Origin of the sequence: Burkholderia seminalis (assembly GCF_001718535.1) — a bacterium.
Taxonomy (GTDB): Bacteria; Pseudomonadota; Gammaproteobacteria; order Burkholderiales; family Burkholderiaceae; genus Burkholderia; species Burkholderia seminalis.
The window spans coordinates 1,845,989-1,869,822 of the sequence record NZ_CP013398.1 but is presented as its reverse complement, the minus strand read 5'-3'; the positions used below and the strand labels follow the sequence as shown (position 1 = coordinate 1,869,822).

Here is a 23,834-nt window from a genome sequence, read left to right as displayed (position 1 = left end):
TTTCCAGATTGTCGAGGTGAATGATGAAAACCCAATTGATCGCTGCGCTGCTCGTCGCCGTTTCCGCTTCCGCCGCCGCCCCGGCGTTCGCCGACCAGGCCGCCGTGTCCCGCGCGCAGGTGCGCGCCGAACTCGTCCAGCTCGAACAGGCCGGTTACCGTCCCGGCCGGGCGAACGATCCGCATTACCCGGACGACCTGCAGGCCGCATTGACGCGCGTTCACGCGAACGACGCCGTGGCGGCCGACACGTCCGCGTCGTCGGGTTATGGCCCCGACGCTGCCGCCGCGACGCAGTCGGGCAGCCGGCCCGCGACGCGCATCGCCGAACGTTCGATCTACTTCGGTCACTGAATGAAACCGCGAACGGCGCCGATGGCCGGCGTACGGTACGCAACCCCTGAATGCCTGTTTCCCTGTCGAGGTAAATGATGAAGACCCAACTGATCGCAGCCCTTCTCGTCGCCGTGTCGGCCTCCGCCGCCGCGCCGGCGTTCGCCAGCGAAAGCACCGTCACGCGCGCGCAGGTGCGTGCGGAACTGGTCGCGCTGCAAACGGCCGGCTACCTGCCGAACCGCCCCAACGACCCGAACTATCCGGACAATATCCAGGCGGCGCTGAACCGGATTCACGACAATGGCGCCGATGCGGCCGACACGCAGGCAGCCGGATACGGCAGCGACGCGAGCGGCGCGGCGCAGTCGGGCAGCCGCGACGGGGTTCGCATGGCCGGGCGCTCGGTTTATTTCGGCCATTGAGCGCGGCACGACGAAAACGGTCGCCCTCTATCGCCTTATAAAGCGCATGCGATGTAATCGCATGCGCTTTTGTCATGGGGAAGCCGGTGTCTGGATCGACGCTGCTACCTGCCTCGCGCATCCGGTCTATGCTGTGCGTCCCCCATCTTCATTCGAGGAGCAGCCGATGCCGGATGCCACGACCGGAAACGCGACAGGCGATACACACGTGCTCGATCGGGTCGCCTGGAACGCACTGACGGGCAAGCAGCGCCACCTGGCGCTCGGCAATGACCGCGCGTGGCGGTTTCCGTCGGCCATTGCGCCATTCGCCGCGATCGCCGACACGAGCGCGGCTTCGTTCGACGCGCTGCGCGAACTGGTCGCCGCGCACGGGCCAGCGGCCCTCGTCACGCCGGACGAAATCGAGCCGCCGGCGGGATGGGCGGTCGTCCGGCGCGCGACACTACTGCAAATGGTCTGGCAAGGCGCGCCCGATCCGGCCGACGAATCGGAGCATGTGACGCTCGGCGAAGCCGATGTGCCGGACATGCTCGCGCTGACCACGGCGGCGCAGCCGGGCCCGTTCGGCCCGCGCACGGTCGAGCTTGGCCGCTACATCGGCGTGCGCAGCGCAGGCCGGCTCGCCGCGATGGCTGGCGAGCGGATGCGGGTCGACGGGTATACGGAGATCAGCGCCGTGTGCGTGGATGCCGCGTTTCGGCGGCAAGGCCTTGCGGCGCGCCTGATCCGGTCGTTGATCGCGTCGATCGGTGCGCGCGCGGAAACGCCTTTCCTGCACGTCCTCACAACGAACCAGGTGGCGATCGAGCGCTATGTCGCGCTCGGTTTCGTCGTGCGCCGCGAGATGCGCCTGCTGGTGCTGGGCGACGCGCACGCATGACGACGCGGCCGGCGCGATGCACGCGCCGGCCGCCGGCGGTTCATCGGCTCATGCTTCTTCGGTCGAACGGATCAGGTTGCCGCGCAGCGTGACGATCGCCTTCTGCACCTTCGCGAATTCGTCCGGCTTCAATCCGGTGGCTTCGACCAGATTCATGTCGAGCCCCTTCTCGCGCACGCGGCGGCCGCTTTTCGTCAGGCTGACGAGCACCTGGCGTTCGTCGGACGGGTCACGGTGCCGCTCCAGGTAGCCCATCGCTTCGAGCTTCTTCAGGATCGGCGTCAGCGTATTGGATTCGAGGAACAGCTTCTCGCCGAGCTGGCCGACGGTCTGGTTGTCCTGCTCCCACAGTGCGATGATCGTGATGTATTGCGTATACGTGAGGCCGAGCTCGTCGAGGATCGGCTTGTAGGCCTTGCCGAACGCGAGATTCGCCGAGTAGATCGCAAAGCAAAGGAACTCGGACAGCTTCGGCGTGGCGGGCGATGAGGCTTCGGTCGGTTTCATGGGCTTCCTCCAGCGACGCGAACGGTCGCAGACAACCGCATTATATATCGCATGCGATCTTATCGGAAGCATGATAATCGGTCTCGATGAACCGGTGCGGCCTCAGCCGTGCCCGCGGCGCTTGCCGGTCTGCTGACGGCTGACCGACAGCAGCGAGCATTGCACCGGATGCGCGATTTCAGTCGCGAGCCCGCCTGCGGCAAACAGCAGGATCATCAGCCAGCGTTTCATGCGTCCTCCACGACCGACAGGCTTGCCCCGTTGGCGACCGTCGCGTCGAGCGCATACGGATCGACGCCGTCGAGGCAGCCGAGATTGACGCGCCAGCATGCCGGGTCCTTGCGCGTCTGATGGAACGGATAGACGCCGCACCGGCTGCAGAAATAGTGACGGGCCGTGCGCGTGTTGAAGCGGTAGCACGTCAGCACGTCCTCGCCTTCGACGATGGTCAGACAGGCGGCGGCGAACATCGGGCTCATCAGCGCGCCGCGGCGGCGGCACAGGCTGCAGTTGCAGCGAACGGCCGGCGTAATGGCCGCCCTGACTTCGAATTTGACGGCCCCGCAATGGCAGGATCCCTTGAACCACGTTGCAGACATGATGGACTCCGGAAGCGGTCATGCCTGCTTTATAGCGAAGCCGCGCGGGGCCGTTGTATCGCTCTGTATCTGCAGTTCGTGCCGATACAAAGCCTTGCAAATCCGTGGTGCGCGCGATCAGGCCAGCGCGTGCCGAAGCCGCTCGATCGCCGCCCGCGCTTCGCTTTCGAGTGCGGCGAACAACTCGGCGGCCGGCAGCGTGCGCACGAGCGGCGCCGCCTGCCCGGCCCATTGCGCGCCGTAGCCGAATTCGCCCTTCGCCTTCGCGGCCGCATGCAACGCCTTGCCCGCGTCGTAGGCGATAGGATACGCGGGCGTGGCCGGCGCGTGCGGATCGTCGCCGAGCGCGGTCAGCCGGTTCGCGATGCCGCGTGCGGCTCGGCCCGAGATCGCGGCCGTCAACGTCGTGCGGCGCGCCGCGTCGCCGAGGATCGCGCGGCGATAGCCGTCGTCGATCGACGTCTCCGGGCACGCGACGAACGCGGTGCCGAGCTGCGCGGCCTGCGCGCCGAGCGCGAGCGCGGCGGCAATGCCTGCGCCGTCCATGATGCCGCCGGCGGCGATCACGGGCAGCGCGCATTCGCACACGATCAGGCGGGTCAGCGCGAACGTGCCGAGGCGATCGTCATGCGCGGTCGAATCGAACACGCCGCGATGCCCGCCGGCTTCGATGCCCTGCGCGACGATCGCATCGATGCCGGCGGCGGCAATCTGCCGTGCCTCGTCGAGATGCGTCGCGGTCGCGAACAGCGTGATGCCCGCGCGTTTCAGCGCGGCGATCACGTCCGCTGGCGGCAGCCCGAAATGGAAGCTGACGACGGCCGGTTTCTCCTCGACGAGCATCGCCTGCATCGCATCGTCCGCGACGAAGCTCGTATAGATCTCCGACAGCGACGCGGGCGGCGTCGCGCCGTATTGGCGGAACGCCGGCGCGAGCCAGTCGAGCCACGCGCGTTCGACGGCTGCGTCCGCGCGGGCCGGGGCATGGCAGAACACGTTGATGTTGAATGGGCGGTCGGTCAGCGCGCGCGTCTCGCGAATCATCTTGCGTGCGCCATCGGCATGCGTCGCGCCGACACCGAGCGAGCCGAGCCCGCCGGCGTTCGACACGGCGGCGGCCAGCGCCGGCGTGCTGACGCCGGCCATCGGCGCCTGGACGATCGGTGCGCGGATACCGAGCGTGCGCAACAGCGCCCGGTTGTCGGTCGGTTGATTCATGTCGCTTGTCTCCCCATAGCCGTGATCGAAAGGCGCCGGTCGCCTGCGCGCCGACGCGCGTGAGTCCGGTTCGGCCCGGCGCGTGCAAGTCGTGCTTCGCGCGCACCGGTCACGAGAAAAAGGTGGGCGCCCGTGCGGTGTTGCCTGTGTCCGGATGCGGTACCGGCAACGCTATCCATCCTACGCCAGACGTCGGCCCGCGGGCCGGCGGCTAGCGGCCGCGTGCCCAGTGCGCGAGCCCGGCGCAAGCGGCCAGCAGCGCGCCTGTCACGAAGAACACCGAATGCAGGCCGAATGCGACGCCGATCTGCCCGCCGATCACGGGGCCGATCACCTGCCCGCTGAACTGTGCGGACTGCAGGTAGCCGAGCATCTGCCCCGTCGAGCGCTCGTCGACCGATTGCCGCACGAGCTTGCCGATCGACGGCAGCAGCCCCGCGAGCGTCATGCCCATCAGTCCGCGCAGCGCGGCAAGTTGCCACCAGTGCGTGACGAACGCTTGCGGCACCATCGCGAGCGCGGTCAGCAGCAGGCAGCCGACGATCACGTTCCAGCTGCCGATCCGGTCGGCGAGCGCGCCGAGCCGCGCGGCGGTCAGCATGCTGCCGAGCGCCGAACACGCCATGACGACGCCGGCGACCCGCGCGAGAGAGGCACCGGCGACGCCGAGTCCGCCGATATAGACCGTGATGATCGGCTCGATCGACATGTTCGCGAGCAGCACCATCATCGCCGTCACCAGCAAGGCGGCGACCGCTGCGCGATTCGTCCGGTGCGTCGTGCCGGTGGCCGTGCCGGCGCTGCGGGCTTGCGCGTCGGTGCCCGCGTGGAAGTCCTCCTTCACGACGAAGATCGTCAGCAGCGCGGCGACGGCGATCATCGCGCCGCCGGCGAAGAAGGTGCCGCGAATGCCGACCCAGCCGGGCAGCAATCCGCCGACGAGCGGGCCGACCAGATTGCCCGCGAGCGCGCCGGTCGACAGCATGCCGAGCGCCCAGCCCGCGCGTTCGCGCGGCGCCTGCGTGCCGACCATCACGGTCGACGCCGACGCGTAGCCGCCGACGAGCCCTGCGATCAACCGCAGTGCGACCAGTTCGACCACGTTGTGCGCGACGCCGATCAGCGACATCACGATCGCCATTCCGATCGCCGCGCGCACGAGCATCGGCTTGCGGCCGAAGCGGTCCGCGAGGCGGCCCCACAACGGCGCGGTGACGGCCGTGCCGAGAAACGTCGCACCGAACGCGATGCCCGACCACTGGATGACGGCCGACTGCGCGTCGACGCCGAGCTGCCGCACGTACAGCGGCAAGAACGGCAGCAGCATGCTCAGGCTGACGAGCGTCGTGAATGACCCGAACACGCAGACGGCGAGATTGCGCCGCCAGTAGCGCAGGTTGCGTTCGGCATAGCTGACGGCCGGACGCTCGGCGCGCGCGGCGGCCGGTGCGTGGACGGTCGTGCTCATCGCGCCCTCGCCGCAGGCGTCGCGCCCGCCGTGCCGGGCGACGCGTGGACTGCGCGCCCGCGCGGTTGATCCGGAAGTGCCCGATGCATGTCGACCTCCATTCGCTGGACGGACGCCAGGCGCGTCCGTCGGTCGAGGAAAGTCTAGATTGAGTCGAATGCCGGGAGAATCGCCGTCGTGCGAAAGTCATTCTTCCGCATGGCGGTTCAATCGCCGTCGGTGATGGCCGCCAGCCGCGAGAAATGCTCCCGCAGGCGCGGCGCCGCGAAATCGACGAACGCACGTACCTTGGGGACCGACAGCCGCCCGTACGGCGTCACGAGATGGATGGGTAGCGGCGCATGCTCGCTGTCGCGCAGCACGATTCGCAGCGTGCCGTCGCGTACCTGTTCGGCGACGTGATACGAAAAGAGCCGCGTGACGCCATGGCCGGCGACGGCCGACGCGACCGCGCCGCGGATCGTGTTGATGATGAAGCGCGGCGCGAACTGGACGACCTGCGGCAGTGCCGACGGCGCCGCCGGCGGGAAGCTCCACGAGTCGAGCCCGAAGTGCGTCATCGAGATGATCCGGTGCCGCGCGAGATCGGCCGGTGCGTCGATGGCCGGATGCTTCGCGAGGTAAGCGGGGGATGCAACGACGACCCGCCGCACGGAGCCGACCGGAATCGCGACGAGCGTCGAATCGGACAGGTGCGCGATGCGCAGCGCGACGTCCATCCCTTCGTCGACGAGGCTGACGGGACGGTCGAGCAGTTGCAGGCGGATCGACACGGCCGGATGGCGTTCGATGAATGCATCGAGCAGCGCACGCAGCACGTCCTCGCCGGCGGCGACCGGCGCGGTGACCGTCAGCATGCCGCGCGGCGCGGCGCGTTCGTCGGCAACCAGCATGTCGGCCTCTTCCAGATCCGACAGGATGCGGCGGCACGCGGCCGCGTAGCGTTCGCCGGCCTCGCTCAGTCGGATCGTCCGGGTGGTGCGGTACAGCAGCGCGGTGCCGGTGTGTTCCTCGAGAAACGCGATCGCGCGGCTGACTGCCGCCGGCGACCGGCCAAGCCGTCGGCCCGCGCCCGCGAGGCTGCCCTCGTCCAGCGTGGCGACGAACACCTTCATCGCATCGATTCGATCCATGGCGTGTGTGCAGGGCGCGGGCGGTCGTGTAATGGGCGGCGGGCAAGCGAGCGTGCAGTCTACCGCACGCGGGCAAGCCGTCCGGCCGCGGGGATGCCGTGCTCGCCGTTTTGGCCCTACAATGCGCGGGCGAAGAAACCGCACGAACGGCCGTCAGGGAGCCGCGTTCCTCGAACGCCGGGCCCGACATTCAAGCGGTTGCGCTGAATAACCAACAACACAACTACAGCACCTATGAAAAGAAGAACATTCCTCGCGCTGCCCGCCGTGGCGGCGGCCGGCATGCTGGCCGGCTGCACCGACGTCAGCATCGGCCCCGTCACCGATCGCATGATGAAGGATCCGGAATACCGGGAAACGCTGTCGGCGTTTCTGATCAGCGCGGACGGGAAGAAACTTGTCGTGATCGGCAAGCGGTATCACTACATCTTCGATGTGCCGCCGGCGCTTGCCGTCAACCTCACGGCGCCCTATCGCCCGAAGCTGTATACCGATTTCTACGATTTCGAGACGCATGGCGACCAGATCGCCGGGCGTTACGTGCTGCGGCTTTCGCGCGAGGACGCGCCGCCTGGCTCCGAGCTTCGCGAGCGCGCGCTCGCCGACGGTTTCAAGGACCAGCGCCACCAGTTGACGGAGAGCGGCACGATCAGCGGCAAGCGTTACCAGCCGAACGACGTCACGCCGGCGACGCTCCCGCAGGCGTTCAATCATGCGTACGACGTCGAGGTCGTCGAGCGGCCGTCGATGCTCGGCAAGGGCGCGAAGCTCGCGCTGTCGCCGATCACGATGGCGGCGGACGGCGCGCTGGGCCTGCTGGGCCTCGCACTGTTCCCGATCGCGCTGACGGCATTCATCGTCATCGCGAGTTGAGAAATGATGTACGTCGCCGGTATGCCGCGGAGACATGCGGCATACCGGCGCGCGCCGGGTCCGTCGTGTTCTTCAGAAGCCTGATTCTCGCAGCCATGCGCGGCGCGGTCTGACGGCCGAAGCCTCATGGTTTTCCCGGTCCGCTCGACTGCGCGGGCACACCGTTGCCGGCGCGGCATCACGTGCCGCGCAAGCCGCAGCGGCCCGCTGCGCGAATCCGGGCCGCCGCACGCGCCCTACCCTTTCTGCCCGGGAAAGGATGCTTGAAGCATCCGCAATTATCACGCGCCGCCGATATGCCCACCATGTGTCGGACGATCGGCGCAGCGCGCATGTCCGGCCCTTTGAGGGCCTTGCGATGCCTGCCGCCGCGTCGTGCGGCCGGGCGCGTCACGCCGGCTGCGAACGGCCGGGCCGCGCGCCACGGCATATCGACAATCAGGAGACACGATGAACAGCCCATCCCTCGATCTCGGCGGCCCCGCGTCCGCCCGACTGCCGGCCGCTTCCTCCGGCGTCGGCGCCGATTCGGCGGCCCTTGCCGCCCGTCGCGTCACGCTCGGCGATTTCATGGACGACCTGCCGGTCGGCGCATTGCACCGGTTCGTCGTCTGGGTGATCGGCATCGGGCTGTTCTTCGACATGTACGAGATCTTCCTCGTCAGCACGATCGGCTCCGCGCTGCAGAACGAATACGGGCTGAGCCGGCAAAGCGCCGATTTCAAGCTGCTGCTGGCGTCGGCCTTCATCGGCATGTTTGTCGGCGCGATGTGCCTGGGCAGCCTCGCCGACCGCATCGGCCGGCGCAAGGCGTTCCTGCTGACGCTCGCGTGGTACAGCGCGTTTTCGCTGGTCGGCGCGTTTTCGGTGAACGCCGACATGCTCGTCGCATGCCGGTTCCTGACGGGCATCGGCGTCGGCGCGATCTATCCGGTCGCCGACAGCTTCCTGTCCGAGATCCTGCCGAAGGAAAAACGCGGGCGGCTCGCCGCGTGGGCCTATACGACTTCCTACGTCGCGGTGCCGCTCGTCGGCTTCCTCGCGCTGTGGCTGAACCCGCTGCATGTGGCCGGTGTGGCCGGCTGGCGCATCATCCTCGCGATCGGCAGTCTCGGCGCCGTGTACGTGCTGCTCGTCCAGCACCGCTTGCCCGAGAGCCCGCGCTGGCTGCTCGCGCAGGGTCGCACCGCCGACGCGCACGCGGCGTTGCGGCGTTTCGCGGACGGCGCCGGCGTGCGCGTGCCCGAGCAGTTCGCGGAGCCGGTCGAGCCGCAGCGGCCGCTCGGCCTCCGCGAGCGCATCGCGCTGCTGCGTCGTGAGCCCTACGGCGCGCGCTACCTGATGCTCGCGATCTTTCACCTGTTCCAGGGCTTCGGCTACTACGGGTTCGGTACGCTGGCCGGCACGGTCGTGAAGAGCCGCGGTTTCGACGTGACGGACAGCACGCTGTTCATCGCGCTGTCGTTCATCGGCTACCCGATCGGTTCGCTACTGTCGATTCCGCTGCTGAACTGGATCGAGCGCCGCACGCTCGTGATCGTGTCGATCCTGTCGATCGCGGTATTCGGGCTGTGCTTCGCGTATTCCGGCCATACCGTGCTGATCGTCGGCTTCGGGTTCCTGACGACCTGCGCGTCGAACGTGTTCAGCAATGCGTATCACGTGTACCAGGCGGAAATCTTCCCGGCACGCGTGCGCTCGACGGCGATCGGCAGTACCTATGCGCTGTCGCGCATCGTCAGCGGCGTCTTGCCGTTCGTGCTGCTGCCGGTGCTCGGCAACTACGGCGCGGGTGCGATGTTCGGTGTGATTTCGGTCGCGCTCGGTATCGTGGCGGTGACGCTGCGCGTGCTCGGGCCGCTGACCACGCGGCGCAGCCAGGACGAGATCAATCCGGTGTAACGCGGTGACGGGGCCGGGGTACGCAGGCGCGCGCCCCGTGTTTCGTCGTGCCGGCGCCTTCACCGCGCCGACATGAAATCGAACAGTTTCGCGATATCGGTGGTCAACACGCTGCCCGCCTTTACGCCGACCCACAGCGTGCGCGTCGCCCACGCGTCGTCGAGCTTCACGACGCCGAGCCGGGCCGCGCGTTCGCCCGTCACCGCCTCGCGCGGCAGTACGCCGATACCGAGCCCGGCCTCGATCATCCGGCTCACGCCGTCGAAATTCGATACCTGGATCCGCAGCTTCAGCGAGCGCTCGGCCGCGAACGCGGCGTCGGTCATGCGCGCGAGCAGCGAACTGCCGTCGCTCAGGCCGACGTAGTCCTCGTCGAGCGTCTCCGCGAAGCGGATGCTGTCGCGCGTGGCGAACCGGTGCGTGCGCGGCACGAGCAGCACCAGCTCGTCGTGCCGGTACAGCCGCCGGTCGATGCCGGGCGCCGGCACGTTGTCGGCGAACACGCCGAGATCGGCCTTGCCGGAGGCAAGCGCGTCGACGATCTCGTGGCTCAGTCGCTCCTCTAGACTCACCTTGATACCCGGGTTGTCGGTGAGGAACGCAGCGAGATCGGCGGGCAGGAACTGGACGATCGCGGACGTGTTGGTCCACACGTGGATGTGGCCGCGCACGCCGGTGGCGTAGTCGCTCATCTCGTGCGCCATCCGGTTGACCTGCTCGATTACCTTCGCTGCATGGTCGAGCAGCGCACGGCCCGCGGGCGTCAGCTCGACGCCCCGCGCATGCCGGACGAACAGCGCGCTGCCGGTCACGCTTTCGAGTTCGGCGATGCGCTTGCTGACCGCGGACAGCGTGAGCTGGCCATGCTCGGCCGCCTTCGTCAGGCTGCCGTGCTCGGCGACGAGCGCGAACACGCGCAGCGACTGCAGATCGAAATGAAGCGGGTTCACCATGTCGTGGGTCCTGGGAAAACCGTGCGGCGCACACGTTGCCGCGACGGCCTGACGCCGATCATACGCCCGGCCGTGCGCGTGTGAAGCGCTGCGGCTAGCGCGGCGCGATCGACCGCAGCGCGGCGAGCATCGCGCCGTCCGGGCGCGCGAGATCGTCGAGCACCGCGAAGTGCTGCATGCCGGGCAGCCAGACGCGCGCGATCCGTTCGCCGGCCGCTTCGCATGCCGTCGCGTATTCGTCCGCCTGCCGGATGAGTTCGGGCAGTTCGGCATCGCCGACCGCAACGACGGTCGGCGCGCCGGGCCCGACATGACGCAGCGGACTGCACGCGTCGACTTCGTGCGCGGTGAGCTGCAGCTTGTCGTTCAGGCAGCACAGCGAGATCGGTTCGAGGTCGACGAGCGGGCTGATCGCGAGCGCCGACACGACGGCCGGATGCGCGCGATGCATGGCCGTCAGGTGGCCGCCCGCCGAGTGGCCGCTCAGGTGGATCGGGCGTCGCGCGGTGCCGAGGCGGTCGGGGTCGGTGGCGAGATGATCGAGCAGCATGCCGATTTCGGCGACGATGCCGGTCATCGTCGCGACCGGCGCGAGCGTATATTCGGCCAGGATGACGTCGAAGCCGCAGGCGAGCGGCCCGCTCGCCGCATACGCGAAATCCGCTTTCGTGCAGTGCTGCCAGTAGCCGCCGTGAATGAACACGAACAGCGGCGCACTGGCCTGCCCGCACGACAACCAGTCGAAGCGTTGCGCGGGCTGCGCGCCGTAACGCAGGTCGCGGCGGCCGGGCGTCGCGTCGTACAACGCGGCGCTGCGCGCCTGGCACGACGCGAGCAGCGCCGGGAAATCGGGAACGGCTTTCGTGTTCAGGTACGCGGCATCGAGCGCCGCGCGGTCCATGCCGCGATAGAGGATCGTCATTCGGGGAGCGCCTGGATCGGATTGCGGATGCGCAGGGAGCGGGTTCGCCGTGCGCGTTGCGAGGGCGACGGCCGGGCCGACGCCGTTGCGCCATTATCCGCAGCGCGGCCGCGTCCGGCTATCCGGAATCGGCGGGCGCGGCACCCGCCTGTCCGCTTTCGGCGAAGGACTGCGAAGGCCGCGCGTGCACGGGCGGCCGGCTGCCGCCGCTCAGATCGGCTCGGCGATCTCGATCAGGTTCAGGTCGGGGTCGCGCACGTAGACCGAGCGGATCTTCCGCGTGGCGCCCGTGCGCTCGACGGGCCCTTCGACGATCGGCCATGCGACGCGCCGCAGGTGCGCGATCACGTCGTCGAGCGGCACCGATGCGATGAAGCACAGGTCGAGCGCGCCGGGCACCGGCACATGCGCCTTCGGCTCGAACTCCGCGCCGCGCACGTGCAGGTTGATCTTCTGGTTGCCGAAGCGGAACGCGAGCCGGCCGGCACCGAACGTTTCGAGCTGCATCTGCAGCACCTCGGTGTAGAAATGCCGGGTCTTGTCCGGATCGACGCAGGTCAGCACGAGATGGTCGAGGTGGTCAATCAGCGCCATGGAATTCGCTCCGGTTGTCGTTCATGAGAAAGCGCGTTGCGCGGGCATCTCGCCCGCGTCGGCGCGCGGCGTCGGATGCAGGTCCGAGCGGCGGCCGGCCTTCAGGATCTGGCTCGGCACGTCGTGCCCGATCAGCGCGGGCAGTCGCGCCGACGCGGCCAGCACGGCCGCGAGGTCGACGCCCGTATCGTAGCCGTCGAGTTCGAGCATGTGCACGAGTTCCTCGGTGCATGCGTTGCCGGTCGCACCCGGCGCATACGGGCAGCCGCCGAGCCCGCCGAGCGATGCGTCGAAGCGGTCGATGCCGGCGTCGAGCGCCGCGAGCGTATTGGCGAGCGCCATCCCGCGCGTATTGTGGAAATGCAGCGTGAGCGGCAGCGCGCGGAAGCGTTCGCGTGCGCGTTCGGACAACGCGCGCACCTGCGACGGAAATGCCATGCCCGTCGTGTCGCACAGCGTGAAGCCGTGCACGCCGAGATCCGCGAAGCGCTGCATCCACGCGAGCACCGTTTCGGCCGGCACGTCGCCTTCCATCGGGCACCCCATCGCGGTCGACAGCGACACGTTGATCGCGACCCGCGCGCCGCGTACCGCGTCGATCACGCCGCGCAGCTGCGCGAACGACTGCTCGCGCGTCATCCGCAGGTTCGCGCGGTTGTGGCTTTCGCTCATCGACATCACGAGGTTCACTTCGTCGACGCCGCACGACAGCGCGCGCTCGGCGCCGCGCACGTTCGGCACGAGCACCGTGTAGACGACGCCCGGTGCGCGCACGATGCCGTGCATCACCGCCTCCGCGTCGCGCAGCGCGGGGATCGCCCTCGGCGACGTGAACGACGTGACCTCGATCTTCGCGTAACCGCATGCGCTCAGCGCGTCGACGAGCGCGATCTTGTCGTCGGTGTCGACGAAGGCCGCTTCGTTCTGGAAACCGTCGCGCGTCGCGACTTCGTGGATATGGAGCCGTTTGCGTTGCCCGCTCATGTCGTCTTCTCCCGGGTCCGGTTCAGATCACGCCGCGCGTGCGCCAGTCGTCGCGCGTCGCGGCATCGATGCCGAGCGATTCGAGCACCGCGTCGGTATCGGCGCCGAGCGCGGGCGCCGGACGCTCGATGCGCCCGGGCGTGACGTCGAGTTTCGGCACGATGCCCGGCACGAGCACGGGCGTGCCGTCGGGCAGCGCGGCGTCGACGATCATGTCGCGTGCGCGGTAATGCGGGTCGGCCGCGATGTCGGCCACGTCGTAGATGCGCCCGGACGGGATGCGCGCCTCGTTCAGCGCCGCCAGCACGTCGTCGAGATCGTGGCGCGCGCTCCACGCGCCGATCGCCGCGTCGATGCGCTCGACCTGCGCGACGCGCCCGTCGTTGTGCGCGAGCGCGGGATCGTGGCCGAGGTCGGGCCGGCCGATCAGGTCCATCAGGCGCCGGAAGATGCTGTCGCCGTTGCCGGCGATCAGCGCGTACTTGCCGTCGCGGCAGCGGTACGCGTTGGTCGGCGCGATGCCGGGCAGGCTGCTGCCGGCCGGCTCGCGCACCGCGCCGAACGCCGCGTATTCGGGCAGCAGGCTTTCCATCAGGTTGAACACCGATTCGTACAGCGCGACGTCGACGACCTGCCCCTTGCCGCCCTGCTGCTCGCGATGCCGCAGCGCGAGCAGCACGCCGATCACGCCGTGCAGCGCCGACAGCGAATCGCCGAGCGAGATGCCGACGCGCACCGGCGTGCGGCCCGGCTCGCCGGTCAGGTGCCGCAGGCCGCCCATCGCCTCGGCGATCACGCCGAAGCCCGGCCGGTCGCGATACGGGCCCGTCTGCCCGAAGCCCGACACGCGCAGCATCACGAGCCCCGGATTGATCGCGGACAGCACGTCCCAGCCGAGCCCCCAGCCTTCGAGCGTGCCGGGCCGGAAATTCTCGATCAGCACGTCGGCCTCGGCGGCGAGGCGGCGCACGACGTCCTGCCCTTCAGGCGTGCGCAGGTCGAGCGTAAGCGACGTCTTGTTGCGCGACTGCACGGCCCACCAGACCGACGTGCCGTCGTGCAGCAGCCGCCACTTGCGCAGCGGATCGCCGAGGCCGGGCGGTTCGACCTTGATCACGTCCGCGCCGAATTCGGCAAGCATCCGGCCCGCGAACGGCCCGGCGATCAGTTGGCCGAGTTCCAGCACGCGAATGCCGTCGAGCGGTCGTGTCATGGTTGTCTCCGTTCAGATCGTGGAATCGATGACGGCGATCATGACGGCGTTCGCGCACCGCGAAAATCGATCGATGCTCAACCAGGCTTTCCGAAACGGAAAGGCGCGCGGCAGCACGAGCGTCGCGCCGGCCTTTCCGTCCGGGAAAGCGCGCTCGCGCAACGGTCAAACGACGGCGCGCGCGCCGCCGGCAGAATCGAAGCCGTTCCGCGCCACCGGGCGCCCGTCAGCGAGACCCGCCATGTTTTCCGTTTCCGCTCCCGCGAAGATCGTGTTTCTCGACCGTGCGACGCTGTCGCCGCAGACCGTGCTGAAGCCGTTCCCGTTTCCGCACGTGATGCGAACGTTCGACCGGACGGCCGCACACGACGTGGCCGCGCGCATCGACGACGCGGACATCGTCGTGATCAACAAGGTGCGGCTCGACGCGGCGGCGCTCGCCGACGCGCGGAACCTGCGGATGATCGCGATTGCCGCCACCGGCACGGACCTCGTCGATCTCGCTGCGTGCGCGGCACGCGGCATCGTCGTGAGCAACATTCGCGGTTATGCGGTCCGCACGGTGCCGGAGCACACGTTCGCGCTGATCTTCGCGCTGCGACGCAGCCTCCTGGCGTATCGCGATGCGGTGCGCGCGGGGCGCTGGCTCGACAGCGGGCAGTTCTGCTTCTTCGATCACCCGATCCGCGACCTGGCGGGCGCGACGCTCGGGATCGTCGGCGACGGGGTGCTCGGCCGCGCGGTGGCCGGGATCGCTCGTGCGCTCGACATGCGCGTACTGTTCGCGGCGCATGGCGATACCGCGGATGGTGACCATGTGCCGCTCGACACGCTGCTGCGCGACAGCGACGTGATCACGCTGCACTGCCCGCTTACACCCGCGACGCGCCACCTGATCGATGCGCAAGCATTCGCGCGGATGGCGCGCCGGCCGCTGCTGATCAACACGGCGCGCGGCGGCCTCGTGGACGAACGCGCGCTCGTCGACGCGTTGCAGTCGGGGCGGATCGCGGGTGCGGGATTCGATGTGGTAACACAGGAGCCGCTGCCGGCCGCGCATCCGTTCCACGCGATCCTGTCGCATCCGGCGTTCATCCTGACGCCGCACGTCGCGTGGGCGAGCGACGAGGCGATGCAGGCGCTCGCCGACCAGCTGGTCGACAACGTGGCCGCGTTCGCCGGCGGCGCGCCGCGGCATGTCGTGTGAGGCGGGCAGAAACGGAACGGCCCCGCTCGATTGCTCGAAGCGGGGCCGGCTGGATTCGGGGCTGCTTACGCCAGCGACTCGGCACGTGGCGGGTTCGTGCATCCGGCCTGTCTTGCGGCCGGTTTCCGGATACCCGGTGAGCGCGGCTTCAAGGGATTCAGACCGCCGACGATGCAGGGCACGCCCGCAAAACCGCTCAGTACGCGGACATCTCGACGCAAGGATCGACCTTGGACGGCGAGCAGATCACCGAGTACTTCGCGCTCTCGCGCATCAGCGCTTCGCCTTCGTGCAGCGCGATCTTGATCTCGGGGTGACGCTCGTACGCGAGGAATGCCGAGCACACCACGGCGGACATCACGACGAGGGAAAACACAAATTTTTCAAGGGTTTGGAAGCGTTCAGGCATGGTCCGACCTTTCTCTCAGGCCGCCATTATATCTCGAAATAAGGGTTTTCCCTATAAGCCGGCCCGCATACCGAGGATGCCTTCGATCGGAATCGGGCCAGTGTACGCGCCCTTTTTTTGGGGGGGGAGCAGCGAGACCGCGAGGCCGATCAGGACGCGGCCGCGTACCGGCAGAAGGCGCCGAAGGCGTGCCGCCGGCCCATCACTGCGGCGCCGACGCGCCGCTTGCCGCATTGCCGGGCCACGCGTTGCCGATATGGTCGATCAGCGATTTCGCGGTGCCCGTCACGAGCGCCGCATCGACGCCCGACGTCTGCCACGAGCCGTCGGCGGCCTTCACGAAGGTCAGGTTCGCGCGCGACGGCGAGTAGTCGGCATTGCGCCACGTGACGACGACGTCGCACGCGTACGTACGATCGCCGAGCTTCTTGCAGTCGCCGTCGGGTTTGGCCGATACGACATCGGCCGAGACAGGCAGCGGCTGGCCGAACAGCGCGTTCAGGCCGCCGTGGTTTTCCGCTTCGAGCGCGCGGCGCACGGCCGCGTCGACGTCGCTCGATCCGGGACCGTCGTGGAGCAGGTTGCAGGCGGCCAGCAGCGTCGTTGCACCGGCGAGTGTCAGCAGCGTTTGAAACTTCATGGAGATCCGTCGATCGAGTGGAACGCCGCGTAGTCTGCAACGTCCGCGTGCCGGGCGCGGTATCCATTTGTAACCAATTGCACGGATGCCGCGGGCGACCGCTTGCCCCTCGTCTACTGACGCTCCTGCTTCACGCGGCTGACCAGTTGCGTCGGGCTCACGAACTGCAGCGCGATCACGACCCAGACGAGCGTGATGGCCATGTAGATCATCGCCATCGCGTCGATCGACTGCGGCGCGCGCACGCCAGTCGAGAACACCGCGTAATACAGCGCGACGACGAGCGTCTGCGTGCTCGGCCCCGCGGTGAAGAACGTCAGCTCGAACATCCCGATCGTGCGCACCAGCACGAGCAGCCCGGCCGCAAGCATGCCGGGCACTAGCAGCGGCAGCAGCACGTAGCGGAAATAGCGCCACGTGTTCGCGCCGAAGATGCGCGCGGCGGCTTCGAGGTTCGGATCGATCTGCTCGATGAACGGCGTCATCACGAGGATCACGAACGGCAGCGCCGGCACGAGGTTCGCGAGGATCACGCCCGGCAGCGTGCCCGCGAGCCCGATCTTGTACATCACGGTCGCCATCGGGATCCCGTACGTGACGGGCGGCACCATCAGCGGCAGCAGGAACACCAGCAGCGCGAAGCGCTTGCCGCGAAACCGCACGCGTGCGAGCGCATACGCGGCCGGCACGCCGAGCGCGATCGACAGCAGCACGACCGCGCCGACGACTTCGACGGTCACCCACAGCACGCTCGCGAGCTGGAAGTCCGCCCAGGCCTTCGCGTACCAGTGCAGCGTGAAGCCTTGCGGCAGCGGCGTGCCGAACCAGCGCGTCGCGACCGAGTTCACCGCGACGGTCGCGATCAGCAGCAGCACGTTCAGCAGGAAGAACGCCATCAGCCCCCAGACGAGCGCCTTCCAGGCGCGGCCGGCGAGGTTGCCTTTCATCCGGTGCGGTTTCCTTGCGTCGACGGGCCGTGCATCCGGCGCGTCGTGCTTCGGCGGCCATGCGCGCGCGGCATGATTGTCGGTTGCCATCAGCCCTTGCCTCCCGTCACCGCGCCCGTATAGAAGAAGCGGCGCGCGCCGAGCATCGACGCGACCACCAGCAGCTGGACGAAACCCATCACGATGGCGATCGCCGACGCGAGCGAATAGTCGTAGCTCTCGAACGCAGCCTCGGCGGCCGCGATCGAGATCACGCGCGTCGGCCCGGCCGGCGCGCCGAGCAGCACGGCCGACGGAAATACCGAGAACGCCTGCACGAACGACAGGCACGCGGCCATCGTGAGCCCCGGCACGAGCAGCGGCAGGTAGATCTGCCGGAACTGCTGCCACGGGTTCGCGCCGAGCGTGGCCGCGGCGCGCGCGAGCGTCGGGTCGATGCCGCTGATGTACGACAGCATCAGCAGGAACGCGAACGGAAAGCCCGACACGATCAGCGACAGCAGCACGCCCCAGTAGTTGTGCGTCAGGCGCACCTCGTCGGTGTACAGGTGCAGCCCCTGCAGCGCCTGCGGGAACCAGCCGTTCGGCCCGAAATACGTGAGCATCCCGTCGGCGACGAGCACCGTGCCGAGCGTGACGGGAATCACGAGCAGCGTCGTGACGAGCTTCTGGTACGGCGAGTGGCGGCGCAGCGCGAACGCGACGGGCACCGCGATGCCGACGTTGAGCAGCGTCGCCGGCACCGCGAGCTTCAGCGTGACGAGCACGGTCGGCCACATCGCGGTGTCGGTGAAGAACTGCACGTAGTTCGCGAGCGCGCCGCCGCCGTTCATCGGCTGGAACGACAGCACGAGGCCGTACGCGAACGGATAGACGAACAGCGCGGCGATGAACGCGAGCGCGGGCGTGACGAGCCACGCCTTCGCGTCGCGCGGCGCGCCGGACGCGAGCGTGCTCATGCCCGCTCCGCCGCGTAGACGAGCGTCCGGGCAGGCGCGACGCGCAGCCGCAACCGCTCGCCTTGCGCGAAATCGCCGGCGACGCGCGCCCAGATCGCGCCGAACGGCGTGACCGCGCGGAGCAGCGAGTCGCGGCCGCCGTATTCGACCGTTTCGACGGTCGCGTCGAACGCGTTGTGGCTGCCTTCGTCCGCGCGCTCGATGTCGTCGGGGCGCAGCGCGACCACGACGTCCTTCGTATCGAAGCCGGCCATCGGGACACCCGTGAGGCTGACGCCGCCGGCCGCGACCCGGACGTCGTCGCCGGCCATCCCCTCGAGCGTGAACGGCAGCACGTTGCGGTAGCCCATGAAGCGCGCGACGTGCAGGTTGCGCGGGCGCGTGTAGACGTCCTTCGGCGACGCGACCTGCTGCACGACGCCCTCCTTCATCACGACGATGCGGTCGGCCATCGACAGCGCTTCGTCCTGGTCGTGCGTCACATAGATCGTCGCGCGCTCGAGCTGCGTGTGGATGCGGCGGATCTCGGCGCGCATCTCGATGCGCAGTTTCGTGTCGAGGTTCGACAGCGGTTCGTCCATCAGCACGAGCGGCGGCTCGATCACGATCGCGCGCGCGATCGCGACGCGCTGCTGCTGGCCGCCCGACAGCTGCCCGGGCAGCTTGCCCTCATGGCCGACGAGCTGCACGAGTTCGAGCGCCTGCTGCGCGCGCCGCCGCGTTTCCTGCTTCGGCACGCCGCGCATCTTGAGGCCGAAGCCGACGTTCTCGAGCACCGACATGTGCGGAAACAGCGCGTAGTTCTGGAACACCATCCCGAAGCCGCGGCGCTCGGGCGGCAGCACGTCGATGCGCGTGTCGTCGAGCCAGATGCCGCCGCGCGTCAGCGGCTGCAGCCCCGCGATGCAGTTCAGCGCGGTCGACTTGCCGCAGCCCGACGGGCCGAGCAGCGCGATGAACTCGCCGCGCCGGATCTCGAGATCGAGGCCGTTCAGCGCGGCGACCTGCGCCCCTTGCGCATTGGTGAAACTGCGGCACACGCCGTCGAGCCGCAACCGTTCGAAACTGTGGTTCATTGCACGGAACTCCCTCGACGCGGGCGCCGCGGCGCCCGCCGGTTCAGGCGTCACTTCGATTTCTGCGAACCGATCTCGCGATCCCACTTCTGGAACGCGGCGACCATCGCCTGCGCGCTGAGCGGCTGCACGTGCGGGCGATCGGCGAGCAGCTTCGCGTACTCGGGGCGGCCGAACTTGCGGACCACGTCCTGGCTGTGCGCGGGCGCCATCTCGAGCGTCACGCCCTTCACCGCCGGGCCCGGATAGAAATAGCCGTCGTCGTAGGTCATCGCCTGCTGTGCCGGTTCGAGCAGGAAGTTCATCAGCTTGAACAGCACGTCGAGCTTGTCTTTCGGCACGCCCTTCGGAATCACCATGAAATGCGCGTCGTTGACCCACGTCATGTCGTCGAATGCCTGGATCCGGAACTCGGTCGGCACGATGCCGAGCGCGCGCGGGTTGATGTCCCAGCCCGTGACGGTCACGGTCATGTCGCGCGTGCCTTCGCCGAGCTCCTTCATCACCGCCGACGTGCCGCCCGGGTAGTACGGCACGCAGTCGTTCAGCGCCTTCAGGAACGCCCAGGTCTTGTCCCAGCCGTTGATCGGGTCCTGCGGATTCTTGTCGCCGAGCACGTACGGCAGCCCCATCAGGAACGTGCGGCCCGGGCCGGAGTTCGCCGGACGCGCATAGATCAGCTTGTTCGGGTGCGCCTTGCACCAGGCGAGCAGCTGATCGGGCGTCTTCGGCGGGTTGCCGACCTTCGCCGGGTTGTATTCGAGCAGCGGACCGGCCGGCATGTAGGTGACTTCGAGGCCGAAGCCCTGCGCGAGATCCTGCATCTTGCGCGGGCCGGGCGCGTATCTGTCGAGCACGCCGGGGAACGCGGCTGCATTGTCGGGCAGGAGCTTGAGCCACAGGTTCTGTTCGATGCCGGCGGCCAGCGCGTCGGTGCCCGTCAGCACGAGGTCGATGTCGGCGCGCCCCGCCGCCTGCATCGCCTTGATCTTGCCCGGCAGCTGCGGCGCCGGCGCATTCGTGAACGTGACGTTCGACACGAGGGTCGGGTTCTTGTCCCGGAACGCCTCGATGGCCTTCTGCGTGAGCTGGAGGTTGCCCGCGACGTCGACGATGTTCAGCGACACGGGCGCCGCAACGGCCGCCGCGGCAGACAGCGAGAAACCCAGTGCGAGTGCGATCCGGCGGACACGGCGAGCGATCGTGGTGGTGTTCATGTCTCCTCACTTCGGTCGGTGGATGGGACCTTTCTTTTCAGGAAATCATGACGGCGTTATACGATGTCGGTCAACAAAAAACCGTGGCGCGCGGGACGGGACTTTCCCTGACAAAAACCTTCCGCCGAGATACGATCCGACTGGCAGAGACTATTTGGGGGATCGCCATGCCGCGTGACGCGATACGTGTTAGGACATCATATGTCGCGCGGCGGATCGACTCATGCTGGACGACCGCCAAGGGCCTGCCATGTGAATGATCCGGTAGAGAACGCTGTCAGCGCGGCCGCGACAATTCCCAGAGCGCATGGAAATATTCGGCCCGTTCCTCGCTCGTGACGCTCGCGTTGGCCATGTCGACCATGAGGTCTTCAAGGTCGGCGACGCGCGGAATCGAGATGCCCTGCCCCACCATGTCCGTCGACGCGCAAGTGAGGCCGGTGCGCGTGTTTGCGTCATCGAACGCTGACGGCTGCCTGCGTGCGGGGTCGGCCGACGCCTGCATCGATTCCGGGGATCGGCTACAGTGGGCGTTTTCGGCGCGCCCCGGCCCGCCGCCGTGCGTGATCCATCGGAGCGCGCGGCAGTACGGACGGAGCGCGGAACATTCCCTTCGACGAGCGAACCTTCATGCCCGATCTGTCCGCCTTCCCGATCACGCAAAAGTGGCCGGCCCAGCATCCCGACCGTCTCCAGCTCTACTCGCTGCCGACGCCGAACGGCGTCAAGGTGTCGATCATGCTCGAGGAAACCGGCCTGCCGTACGAGCCGCACCTCGTGCGCTTCGACACGAACGACCAGTTTTCGCCCGAATTCCTGTCGCTGAACCCGAACAACAAGATCCCGGCGATCATCGACCCGAACGGCCCCGACGGCAAGCCGCTGCCGCTGTTCGAATCGGGCGCGATCCTGATCTATCTCGCGGACAAGACCGGCCAGTTGATCCCGAAGGATCTCGCCGGCCGTTACGAGACGATCCAGTGGGTGATGTTCCAGATGGGCGGCATCGGGCCGATGTTCGGCCAGCTTGGCTTCTTCCACAAGTTCGCCGGCCGCGACTACGAGGACAAGCGTCCGCGCGATCGCTACGTCGCCGAGTCGAAACGCCTGCTCGCCGTGCTCGACGCGCATCTCGCGAACCGCCAGTGGGTGATGGGCGACACCTATACGATCGCCGACATCGCGATCTTCCCGTGGGTGCGCAATCTCGTCGGCTTCTACGAAGCAGGCGACCTGGTCGGCTTCAGTGAATTCCGGCATGTGGCACGCGCGCTCGACGCGTTCGTTGCCCGCCCGGCCGTCGCGCGCGGGCTCAATATCCCGGCACGCGGCTGAATCTGGGCGGCCACGCTGCAGGCGGCCGCTGTGTCGCTCAAGCCCGCCGCATTGTGCGGCGGGCTTTTTTTGTTCTTCGTGGATGTCCGGGGGGACGCTGGGGAGGAATGTCGGCGTTCGGCCAATTTCTGCCGTTCGACCTTCCGAGGAAAATCGTCGACAATTCGCAGAGGTATTGGGGATTCCTTGGGATCGTACGGGATGAGCAAGACACTGGGTTACTTGCACGAGGTTTGGCTCTGCCCGGACGGGTTCGGCAACGTTGTACCCGCATGCATCGCTCATGGGCCGGACGGAGATGCCGCTCGTGCTCTCAACGAGCCGGGGAGCGAGTGGATATGGACGTTTTGGGCATCGTCACATGCGGAGGCGATGTGTGTTTATTACGAATTCGTCGGCTATGGACAGTACACATCCCGATTCGACGACGATCTCCTTCCCTATCCGCAAGATTGGTACGAGCGCCAGGCCGCGTATTTGAACTGCAGGTGATCTATGCATGCGCGTCGGCGTGGCGTCCTTGTGAGTTGGTTGCGGTAGGCAGCTTCAGGCAATAGCCGACCAAGGGCAGACAGTGGCTATTACAGATACTCGGGGAAGCTCAGTTACAAGCATGCGCTTCAGAGATGGCCACGGGCTCAATTGCCACTCCGGCAGTGCCGGCGAGCAAACGTCGCAGATGAATCTGCGCGGAACCGGGGCCGCTAATCAAGACCTCATAATCCCGACCAGCTTCCGGGACAAAAGTGCCGGCGCCTGGCGCATAGGTTGCCCAGTAAGCTTTGGCGTTGATCATGGTCGCCTCAGTGATTTGAGCACTAATTGTCAAAGGTTGGCCGGCAGGAACGATCCATTCTTGATAATAGCGATAGGCGTCAGAAGGTAGCGGCATCCCGACAGTTTTATTCACCATTGCGGAAAATCCCGGCTTGGATACCAGGCGGCTGGGCTCAGGATATCCACCCCAAAGCCCTTGTTTCGGCATACAAGCCGTGTTGTAGTGAAAATACACGGTCGCCCCCCAATACACGCGAATTCGGGCTTCCCTATCAGGCTGCCAAGCGGTTGGGGTCGATTGAGGGGAGGCACAGGCGCCGAGCACAATAGGGGCGAAGAATGCGCAAAAGAGTGCAATACGATGGCTCATGGAGAAGCGCGGTGGTTATTCATGGCTAGCGAAAATACCTCAGGGCTTGGTTACTGTCATCAGGCGTCGATCGAATGATCATCAGCTTTCGGGCAATCCGGCTGACCGCTCCGGGTCGTCCTGAGCCGGCCACCGTCGGGCTCTGTGCGACCATGAAGGGACAATCGACTGCACTGAGAATATCGCCGACAATTGTCAGCACGGATCGACTTAGAGTTGCCGGCGAGACATATGACACGGATCGCGATCGTACTGCACGGACCTACCAGCGCGGGAAAAAGCAGCTTGGCCAAGGCGCTTCAGAATAGCTCCGAAGCGCCGATGTTCCACATATCGCTCGATGCATTCGTCGAAATGTCGCGTAGGCGTGACATGAGATCGGATGAAGAGTTGAATCAGGCGCTCAGGATACATCACCTCAATCTGCAGTCCACCCTGAAGCGCGTAGCTGCAAGTCATTTCGGGATTGTTCTCGACCTTGTGCTGCGAGATACAACCGCTTTCGAAGAATGTATTTCTGCACTCGCGCCTCGCCGCACGTACGTGATAGGTGTTTGTTGCCCATTGGATGTTCTGGAAGAGCGTGAACGCAGCAGGCCGGACCGTGGAGAAGGAATGGCGCGATCCCAATTCGGGCATCCAGCTTACTCAAGGCCCTACTCGATGCGTCTGGATACATCGACTTGCAGTCCCGAAGAAGGCGCTCAAAGGATCCGCTCATTCATCAACGCGCAGGCGGAATGACCGCTTTTGCTATCAGCGAATGGCTCAAAGGGGTCGATCTGCGCCGGTCATGTGTCACCGAGCGGAGGCCGACCACATTCGATCAGGAAGCGACATCATGAGCGACGCCTGATCCCACGTTCGTAGATCCGTTCACTGCGAAACGCA

Annotated in this window: 28 protein-coding genes; 9 read left to right on the top strand and 19 right to left on the bottom strand. The window is 67.3% G+C overall.

The annotated features are described in order from the left end of the window. The first annotated feature begins 23 nt into the window (after positions 1-23). The 3 genes from WJ12_RS08460 (at position 24) to WJ12_RS08450 (ending at position 1,640) form a co-directional block, all read left to right on the top strand. A complete protein-coding gene (locus WJ12_RS08460; RefSeq protein WP_034187022.1) occupies positions 24-353 on the top strand; it encodes a DUF4148 domain-containing protein in 330 nt (109 codons plus the stop codon). Between the two features lie 74 nt (positions 354-427). Further along, entirely contained in the window at positions 428-757 is a 330-nt protein-coding gene (locus WJ12_RS08455) for a DUF4148 domain-containing protein (protein ID WP_049035551.1), read from the top strand. 166 nt (positions 758-923) lie between these two features. Next, positions 924-1,640: a GNAT family N-acetyltransferase gene (locus tag WJ12_RS08450; RefSeq protein WP_034186862.1), complete on the top strand. Its 717-nt coding sequence runs from the start codon at positions 924-926 to the stop codon at positions 1,638-1,640. 48 nt (positions 1,641-1,688) lie between these two features. Here the strand turns inward: WJ12_RS08450 and WJ12_RS08445 are convergent, their stop codons facing one another. The 6 genes from WJ12_RS08445 to WJ12_RS08425 form a co-directional block, all read right to left on the bottom strand. Next, entirely contained in the window at positions 1,689-2,147 is a 459-nt protein-coding gene (locus WJ12_RS08445) for a MarR family winged helix-turn-helix transcriptional regulator (RefSeq protein WP_034186863.1), read from the bottom strand. A gap of 102 nt (positions 2,148-2,249) precedes the next feature. Next, positions 2,250-2,378, bottom strand: coding sequence for a hypothetical protein (locus WJ12_RS37025; protein ID WP_257786206.1), 129 nt, complete (start codon positions 2,376-2,378; stop codon positions 2,250-2,252). Beyond that, on the bottom strand, positions 2,375-2,746 hold the full coding sequence (locus tag WJ12_RS08440; RefSeq protein WP_059557666.1) for a GFA family protein: 372 nt from the start codon (positions 2,744-2,746) through the stop codon (positions 2,375-2,377). Before WJ12_RS08440 ends, WJ12_RS37025 begins: the two co-directional genes overlap by 4 nt. A 117-nt stretch (positions 2,747-2,863) precedes the next feature. Continuing rightward, complete coding sequence (locus tag WJ12_RS08435) at positions 2,864-3,964, bottom strand: NAD(P)H-dependent flavin oxidoreductase (protein WP_059557668.1); 1,101 nt, start codon at positions 3,962-3,964, stop codon at positions 2,864-2,866. Between the two features lie 211 nt (positions 3,965-4,175). Then, positions 4,176-5,432 (bottom strand): MFS transporter, encoded by a 1,257-nt coding sequence (locus tag WJ12_RS08430; RefSeq protein WP_049035546.1) that lies wholly within the window; start codon positions 5,430-5,432, stop codon positions 4,176-4,178. Between the two features lie 206 nt (positions 5,433-5,638). Then, a complete protein-coding gene (locus WJ12_RS08425) occupies positions 5,639-6,565 on the bottom strand; it encodes a LysR family transcriptional regulator (RefSeq protein ID WP_034186867.1) in 927 nt (308 codons plus the stop codon). Between the two features lie 234 nt (positions 6,566-6,799). Here WJ12_RS08425 and WJ12_RS08420 point away from each other — a divergent pair, with 234 nt between their 5' ends. Further along, on the top strand, positions 6,800-7,438 hold the full coding sequence (locus WJ12_RS08420; RefSeq protein WP_059557670.1) for a hypothetical protein: 639 nt from the start codon (positions 6,800-6,802) through the stop codon (positions 7,436-7,438). Positions 7,439-7,888: 450 nt separating this feature from the next. Beyond that, positions 7,889-9,340 (top strand): MFS transporter, encoded by a 1,452-nt coding sequence (locus WJ12_RS08415; RefSeq protein WP_059557671.1) that lies wholly within the window; start codon positions 7,889-7,891, stop codon positions 9,338-9,340. 59 nt (positions 9,341-9,399) lie between these two features. Here WJ12_RS08415 and WJ12_RS08410 read toward each other — a convergent pair whose 3' ends face one another. From WJ12_RS08410 to WJ12_RS08390, 5 genes are all read right to left on the bottom strand, one after another. Next, positions 9,400-10,293, bottom strand: a complete 894-nt coding sequence (locus tag WJ12_RS08410; RefSeq protein ID WP_034186870.1) for a LysR family transcriptional regulator — start codon at positions 10,291-10,293, stop codon at positions 9,400-9,402. 94 nt (positions 10,294-10,387) lie between these two features. Further along, complete coding sequence (locus tag WJ12_RS08405; RefSeq protein WP_059557673.1) at positions 10,388-11,215, bottom strand: alpha/beta hydrolase; 828 nt, start codon at positions 11,213-11,215, stop codon at positions 10,388-10,390. Between the two features lie 210 nt (positions 11,216-11,425). Further along, positions 11,426-11,809 carry a VOC family protein gene (locus WJ12_RS08400; protein ID WP_034186872.1) on the bottom strand — a complete coding sequence of 128 codons (384 nt, stop codon included), beginning with the start codon at positions 11,807-11,809 and terminating at the stop codon, positions 11,426-11,428. Positions 11,810-11,830: 21 nt separating this feature from the next. Continuing rightward, complete coding sequence (locus WJ12_RS08395) at positions 11,831-12,793, bottom strand: hydroxymethylglutaryl-CoA lyase (protein ID WP_059557675.1); 963 nt, start codon at positions 12,791-12,793, stop codon at positions 11,831-11,833. Between the two features lie 22 nt (positions 12,794-12,815). Beyond that, on the bottom strand, positions 12,816-14,006 hold the full coding sequence (locus WJ12_RS08390) for a CaiB/BaiF CoA transferase family protein (protein WP_059557677.1): 1,191 nt from the start codon (positions 14,004-14,006) through the stop codon (positions 12,816-12,818). A 241-nt stretch (positions 14,007-14,247) separates the two neighbouring features. On the opposite strand from WJ12_RS08390, the gene WJ12_RS08385 reads away from it, so the two are divergent. After that, entirely contained in the window at positions 14,248-15,213 is a 966-nt protein-coding gene (locus tag WJ12_RS08385; RefSeq protein ID WP_059557855.1) for a D-2-hydroxyacid dehydrogenase, read from the top strand. 196 nt (positions 15,214-15,409) lie between these two features. On the opposite strand, the gene WJ12_RS08380 is transcribed toward WJ12_RS08385, so the two are convergent. The 7 genes from WJ12_RS08380 to WJ12_RS08350 form a co-directional block, all read right to left on the bottom strand. After that, a complete protein-coding gene (locus WJ12_RS08380; RefSeq protein WP_006497261.1) occupies positions 15,410-15,622 on the bottom strand; it encodes a hypothetical protein in 213 nt (70 codons plus the stop codon). 202 nt (positions 15,623-15,824) lie between these two features. Beyond that, entirely contained in the window at positions 15,825-16,262 is a 438-nt protein-coding gene (locus tag WJ12_RS08375; protein WP_034186876.1) for a hypothetical protein, read from the bottom strand. Positions 16,263-16,375: 113 nt separating this feature from the next. After that, positions 16,376-17,299: an ABC transporter permease gene (locus tag WJ12_RS08370; RefSeq protein WP_059557678.1), complete on the bottom strand. Its 924-nt coding sequence runs from the start codon at positions 17,297-17,299 to the stop codon at positions 16,376-16,378. Beyond that, positions 17,299-18,168, bottom strand: coding sequence for an ABC transporter permease (locus WJ12_RS08365; protein ID WP_034186878.1), 870 nt, complete (start codon positions 18,166-18,168; stop codon positions 17,299-17,301). The genes WJ12_RS08370 and WJ12_RS08365 overlap by 1 nt, the downstream gene beginning before the upstream one ends. Continuing rightward, positions 18,165-19,244 (bottom strand): ABC transporter ATP-binding protein, encoded by a 1,080-nt coding sequence (locus tag WJ12_RS08360; RefSeq protein ID WP_059557680.1) that lies wholly within the window; start codon positions 19,242-19,244, stop codon positions 18,165-18,167. The genes WJ12_RS08365 and WJ12_RS08360 overlap by 4 nt, the downstream gene beginning before the upstream one ends. Positions 19,245-19,294: 50 nt before the next feature. Further along, a complete protein-coding gene (locus WJ12_RS08355) occupies positions 19,295-20,461 on the bottom strand; it encodes an ABC transporter substrate-binding protein (protein WP_059557681.1) in 1,167 nt (388 codons plus the stop codon). 277 nt (positions 20,462-20,738) lie between these two features. Then, positions 20,739-20,966, bottom strand: a complete 228-nt coding sequence (locus tag WJ12_RS08350; RefSeq protein ID WP_059557682.1) for a hypothetical protein — start codon at positions 20,964-20,966, stop codon at positions 20,739-20,741. 125 nt (positions 20,967-21,091) lie between these two features. On the opposite strand from WJ12_RS08350, the gene WJ12_RS08345 reads away from it, so the two are divergent. After that, complete coding sequence (locus WJ12_RS08345; RefSeq protein ID WP_034186882.1) at positions 21,092-21,796, top strand: glutathione S-transferase N-terminal domain-containing protein; 705 nt, start codon at positions 21,092-21,094, stop codon at positions 21,794-21,796. A gap of 201 nt (positions 21,797-21,997) precedes the next feature. After that, positions 21,998-22,288, top strand: a complete 291-nt coding sequence (locus WJ12_RS08340; protein WP_059557683.1) for a hypothetical protein — start codon at positions 21,998-22,000, stop codon at positions 22,286-22,288. A gap of 109 nt (positions 22,289-22,397) precedes the next feature. On the opposite strand, the gene WJ12_RS35845 is transcribed toward WJ12_RS08340, so the two are convergent. Beyond that, complete coding sequence (locus tag WJ12_RS35845; RefSeq protein WP_156444769.1) at positions 22,398-22,943, bottom strand: hypothetical protein; 546 nt, start codon at positions 22,941-22,943, stop codon at positions 22,398-22,400. A 285-nt stretch (positions 22,944-23,228) separates the two neighbouring features. Between WJ12_RS35845 and WJ12_RS34555 the strand changes: the two genes are divergently transcribed. After that, positions 23,229-23,687, top strand: coding sequence for a phosphotransferase-like protein (locus WJ12_RS34555; protein WP_167361869.1), 459 nt, complete (start codon positions 23,229-23,231; stop codon positions 23,685-23,687). Positions 23,688-23,834: the final 147 nt, after the last annotated feature.

Coding starts and splice junctions, on each gene's coding strand:
- WJ12_RS08355 (WP_059557681.1), bottom strand. CDS start 20,461: ATGAACACCACCACGATCGCTCGCCGTGTCCGCCGGATCGCACTCGCA.
- WJ12_RS08350 (WP_059557682.1), bottom strand. CDS start 20,966: ATGCAGGCGTCGGCCGACCCCGCACGCAGGCAGCCGTCAGCGTTCGAT.
- WJ12_RS08420 (WP_059557670.1), top strand. CDS start 6,800: ATGAAAAGAAGAACATTCCTCGCGCTGCCCGCCGTGGCGGCGGCCGGC.
- WJ12_RS08370 (WP_059557678.1), bottom strand. CDS start 17,299: ATGGCAACCGACAATCATGCCGCGCGCGCATGGCCGCCGAAGCACGAC.
- WJ12_RS08390 (WP_059557677.1), bottom strand. CDS start 14,006: ATGACACGACCGCTCGACGGCATTCGCGTGCTGGAACTCGGCCAACTG.
- WJ12_RS08375 (WP_034186876.1), bottom strand. CDS start 16,262: ATGAAGTTTCAAACGCTGCTGACACTCGCCGGTGCAACGACGCTGCTG.
- WJ12_RS08445 (WP_034186863.1), bottom strand. CDS start 2,147: ATGAAACCGACCGAAGCCTCATCGCCCGCCACGCCGAAGCTGTCCGAG.
- WJ12_RS08395 (WP_059557675.1), bottom strand. CDS start 12,793: ATGAGCGGGCAACGCAAACGGCTCCATATCCACGAAGTCGCGACGCGC.
- WJ12_RS08405 (WP_059557673.1), bottom strand. CDS start 11,215: ATGACGATCCTCTATCGCGGCATGGACCGCGCGGCGCTCGATGCCGCG.
- WJ12_RS08360 (WP_059557680.1), bottom strand. CDS start 19,244: ATGAACCACAGTTTCGAACGGTTGCGGCTCGACGGCGTGTGCCGCAGT.
- WJ12_RS08340 (WP_059557683.1), top strand. CDS start 21,998: ATGAGCAAGACACTGGGTTACTTGCACGAGGTTTGGCTCTGCCCGGAC.
- WJ12_RS08410 (WP_034186870.1), bottom strand. CDS start 10,293: ATGGTGAACCCGCTTCATTTCGATCTGCAGTCGCTGCGCGTGTTCGCG.
- WJ12_RS08450 (WP_034186862.1), top strand. CDS start 924: ATGCCGGATGCCACGACCGGAAACGCGACAGGCGATACACACGTGCTC.
- WJ12_RS37025 (WP_257786206.1), bottom strand. CDS start 2,378: ATGAAACGCTGGCTGATGATCCTGCTGTTTGCCGCAGGCGGGCTCGCG.
- WJ12_RS08380 (WP_006497261.1), bottom strand. CDS start 15,622: ATGCCTGAACGCTTCCAAACCCTTGAAAAATTTGTGTTTTCCCTCGTC.
- WJ12_RS08345 (WP_034186882.1), top strand. CDS start 21,092: ATGCCCGATCTGTCCGCCTTCCCGATCACGCAAAAGTGGCCGGCCCAG.
- WJ12_RS08435 (WP_059557668.1), bottom strand. CDS start 3,964: ATGAATCAACCGACCGACAACCGGGCGCTGTTGCGCACGCTCGGTATC.
- WJ12_RS08460 (WP_034187022.1), top strand. CDS start 24: ATGAAAACCCAATTGATCGCTGCGCTGCTCGTCGCCGTTTCCGCTTCC.
- WJ12_RS08440 (WP_059557666.1), bottom strand. CDS start 2,746: ATGTCTGCAACGTGGTTCAAGGGATCCTGCCATTGCGGGGCCGTCAAA.
- WJ12_RS08415 (WP_059557671.1), top strand. CDS start 7,889: ATGAACAGCCCATCCCTCGATCTCGGCGGCCCCGCGTCCGCCCGACTG.
- WJ12_RS08425 (WP_034186867.1), bottom strand. CDS start 6,565: ATGGATCGAATCGATGCGATGAAGGTGTTCGTCGCCACGCTGGACGAG.
- WJ12_RS08365 (WP_034186878.1), bottom strand. CDS start 18,168: ATGAGCACGCTCGCGTCCGGCGCGCCGCGCGACGCGAAGGCGTGGCTC.
- WJ12_RS35845 (WP_156444769.1), bottom strand. CDS start 22,943: ATGAGCCATCGTATTGCACTCTTTTGCGCATTCTTCGCCCCTATTGTG.
- WJ12_RS08385 (WP_059557855.1), top strand. CDS start 14,248: ATGTTTTCCGTTTCCGCTCCCGCGAAGATCGTGTTTCTCGACCGTGCG.
- WJ12_RS08400 (WP_034186872.1), bottom strand. CDS start 11,809: ATGGCGCTGATTGACCACCTCGACCATCTCGTGCTGACCTGCGTCGAT.
- WJ12_RS08455 (WP_049035551.1), top strand. CDS start 428: ATGATGAAGACCCAACTGATCGCAGCCCTTCTCGTCGCCGTGTCGGCC.
- WJ12_RS08430 (WP_049035546.1), bottom strand. CDS start 5,432: ATGAGCACGACCGTCCACGCACCGGCCGCCGCGCGCGCCGAGCGTCCG.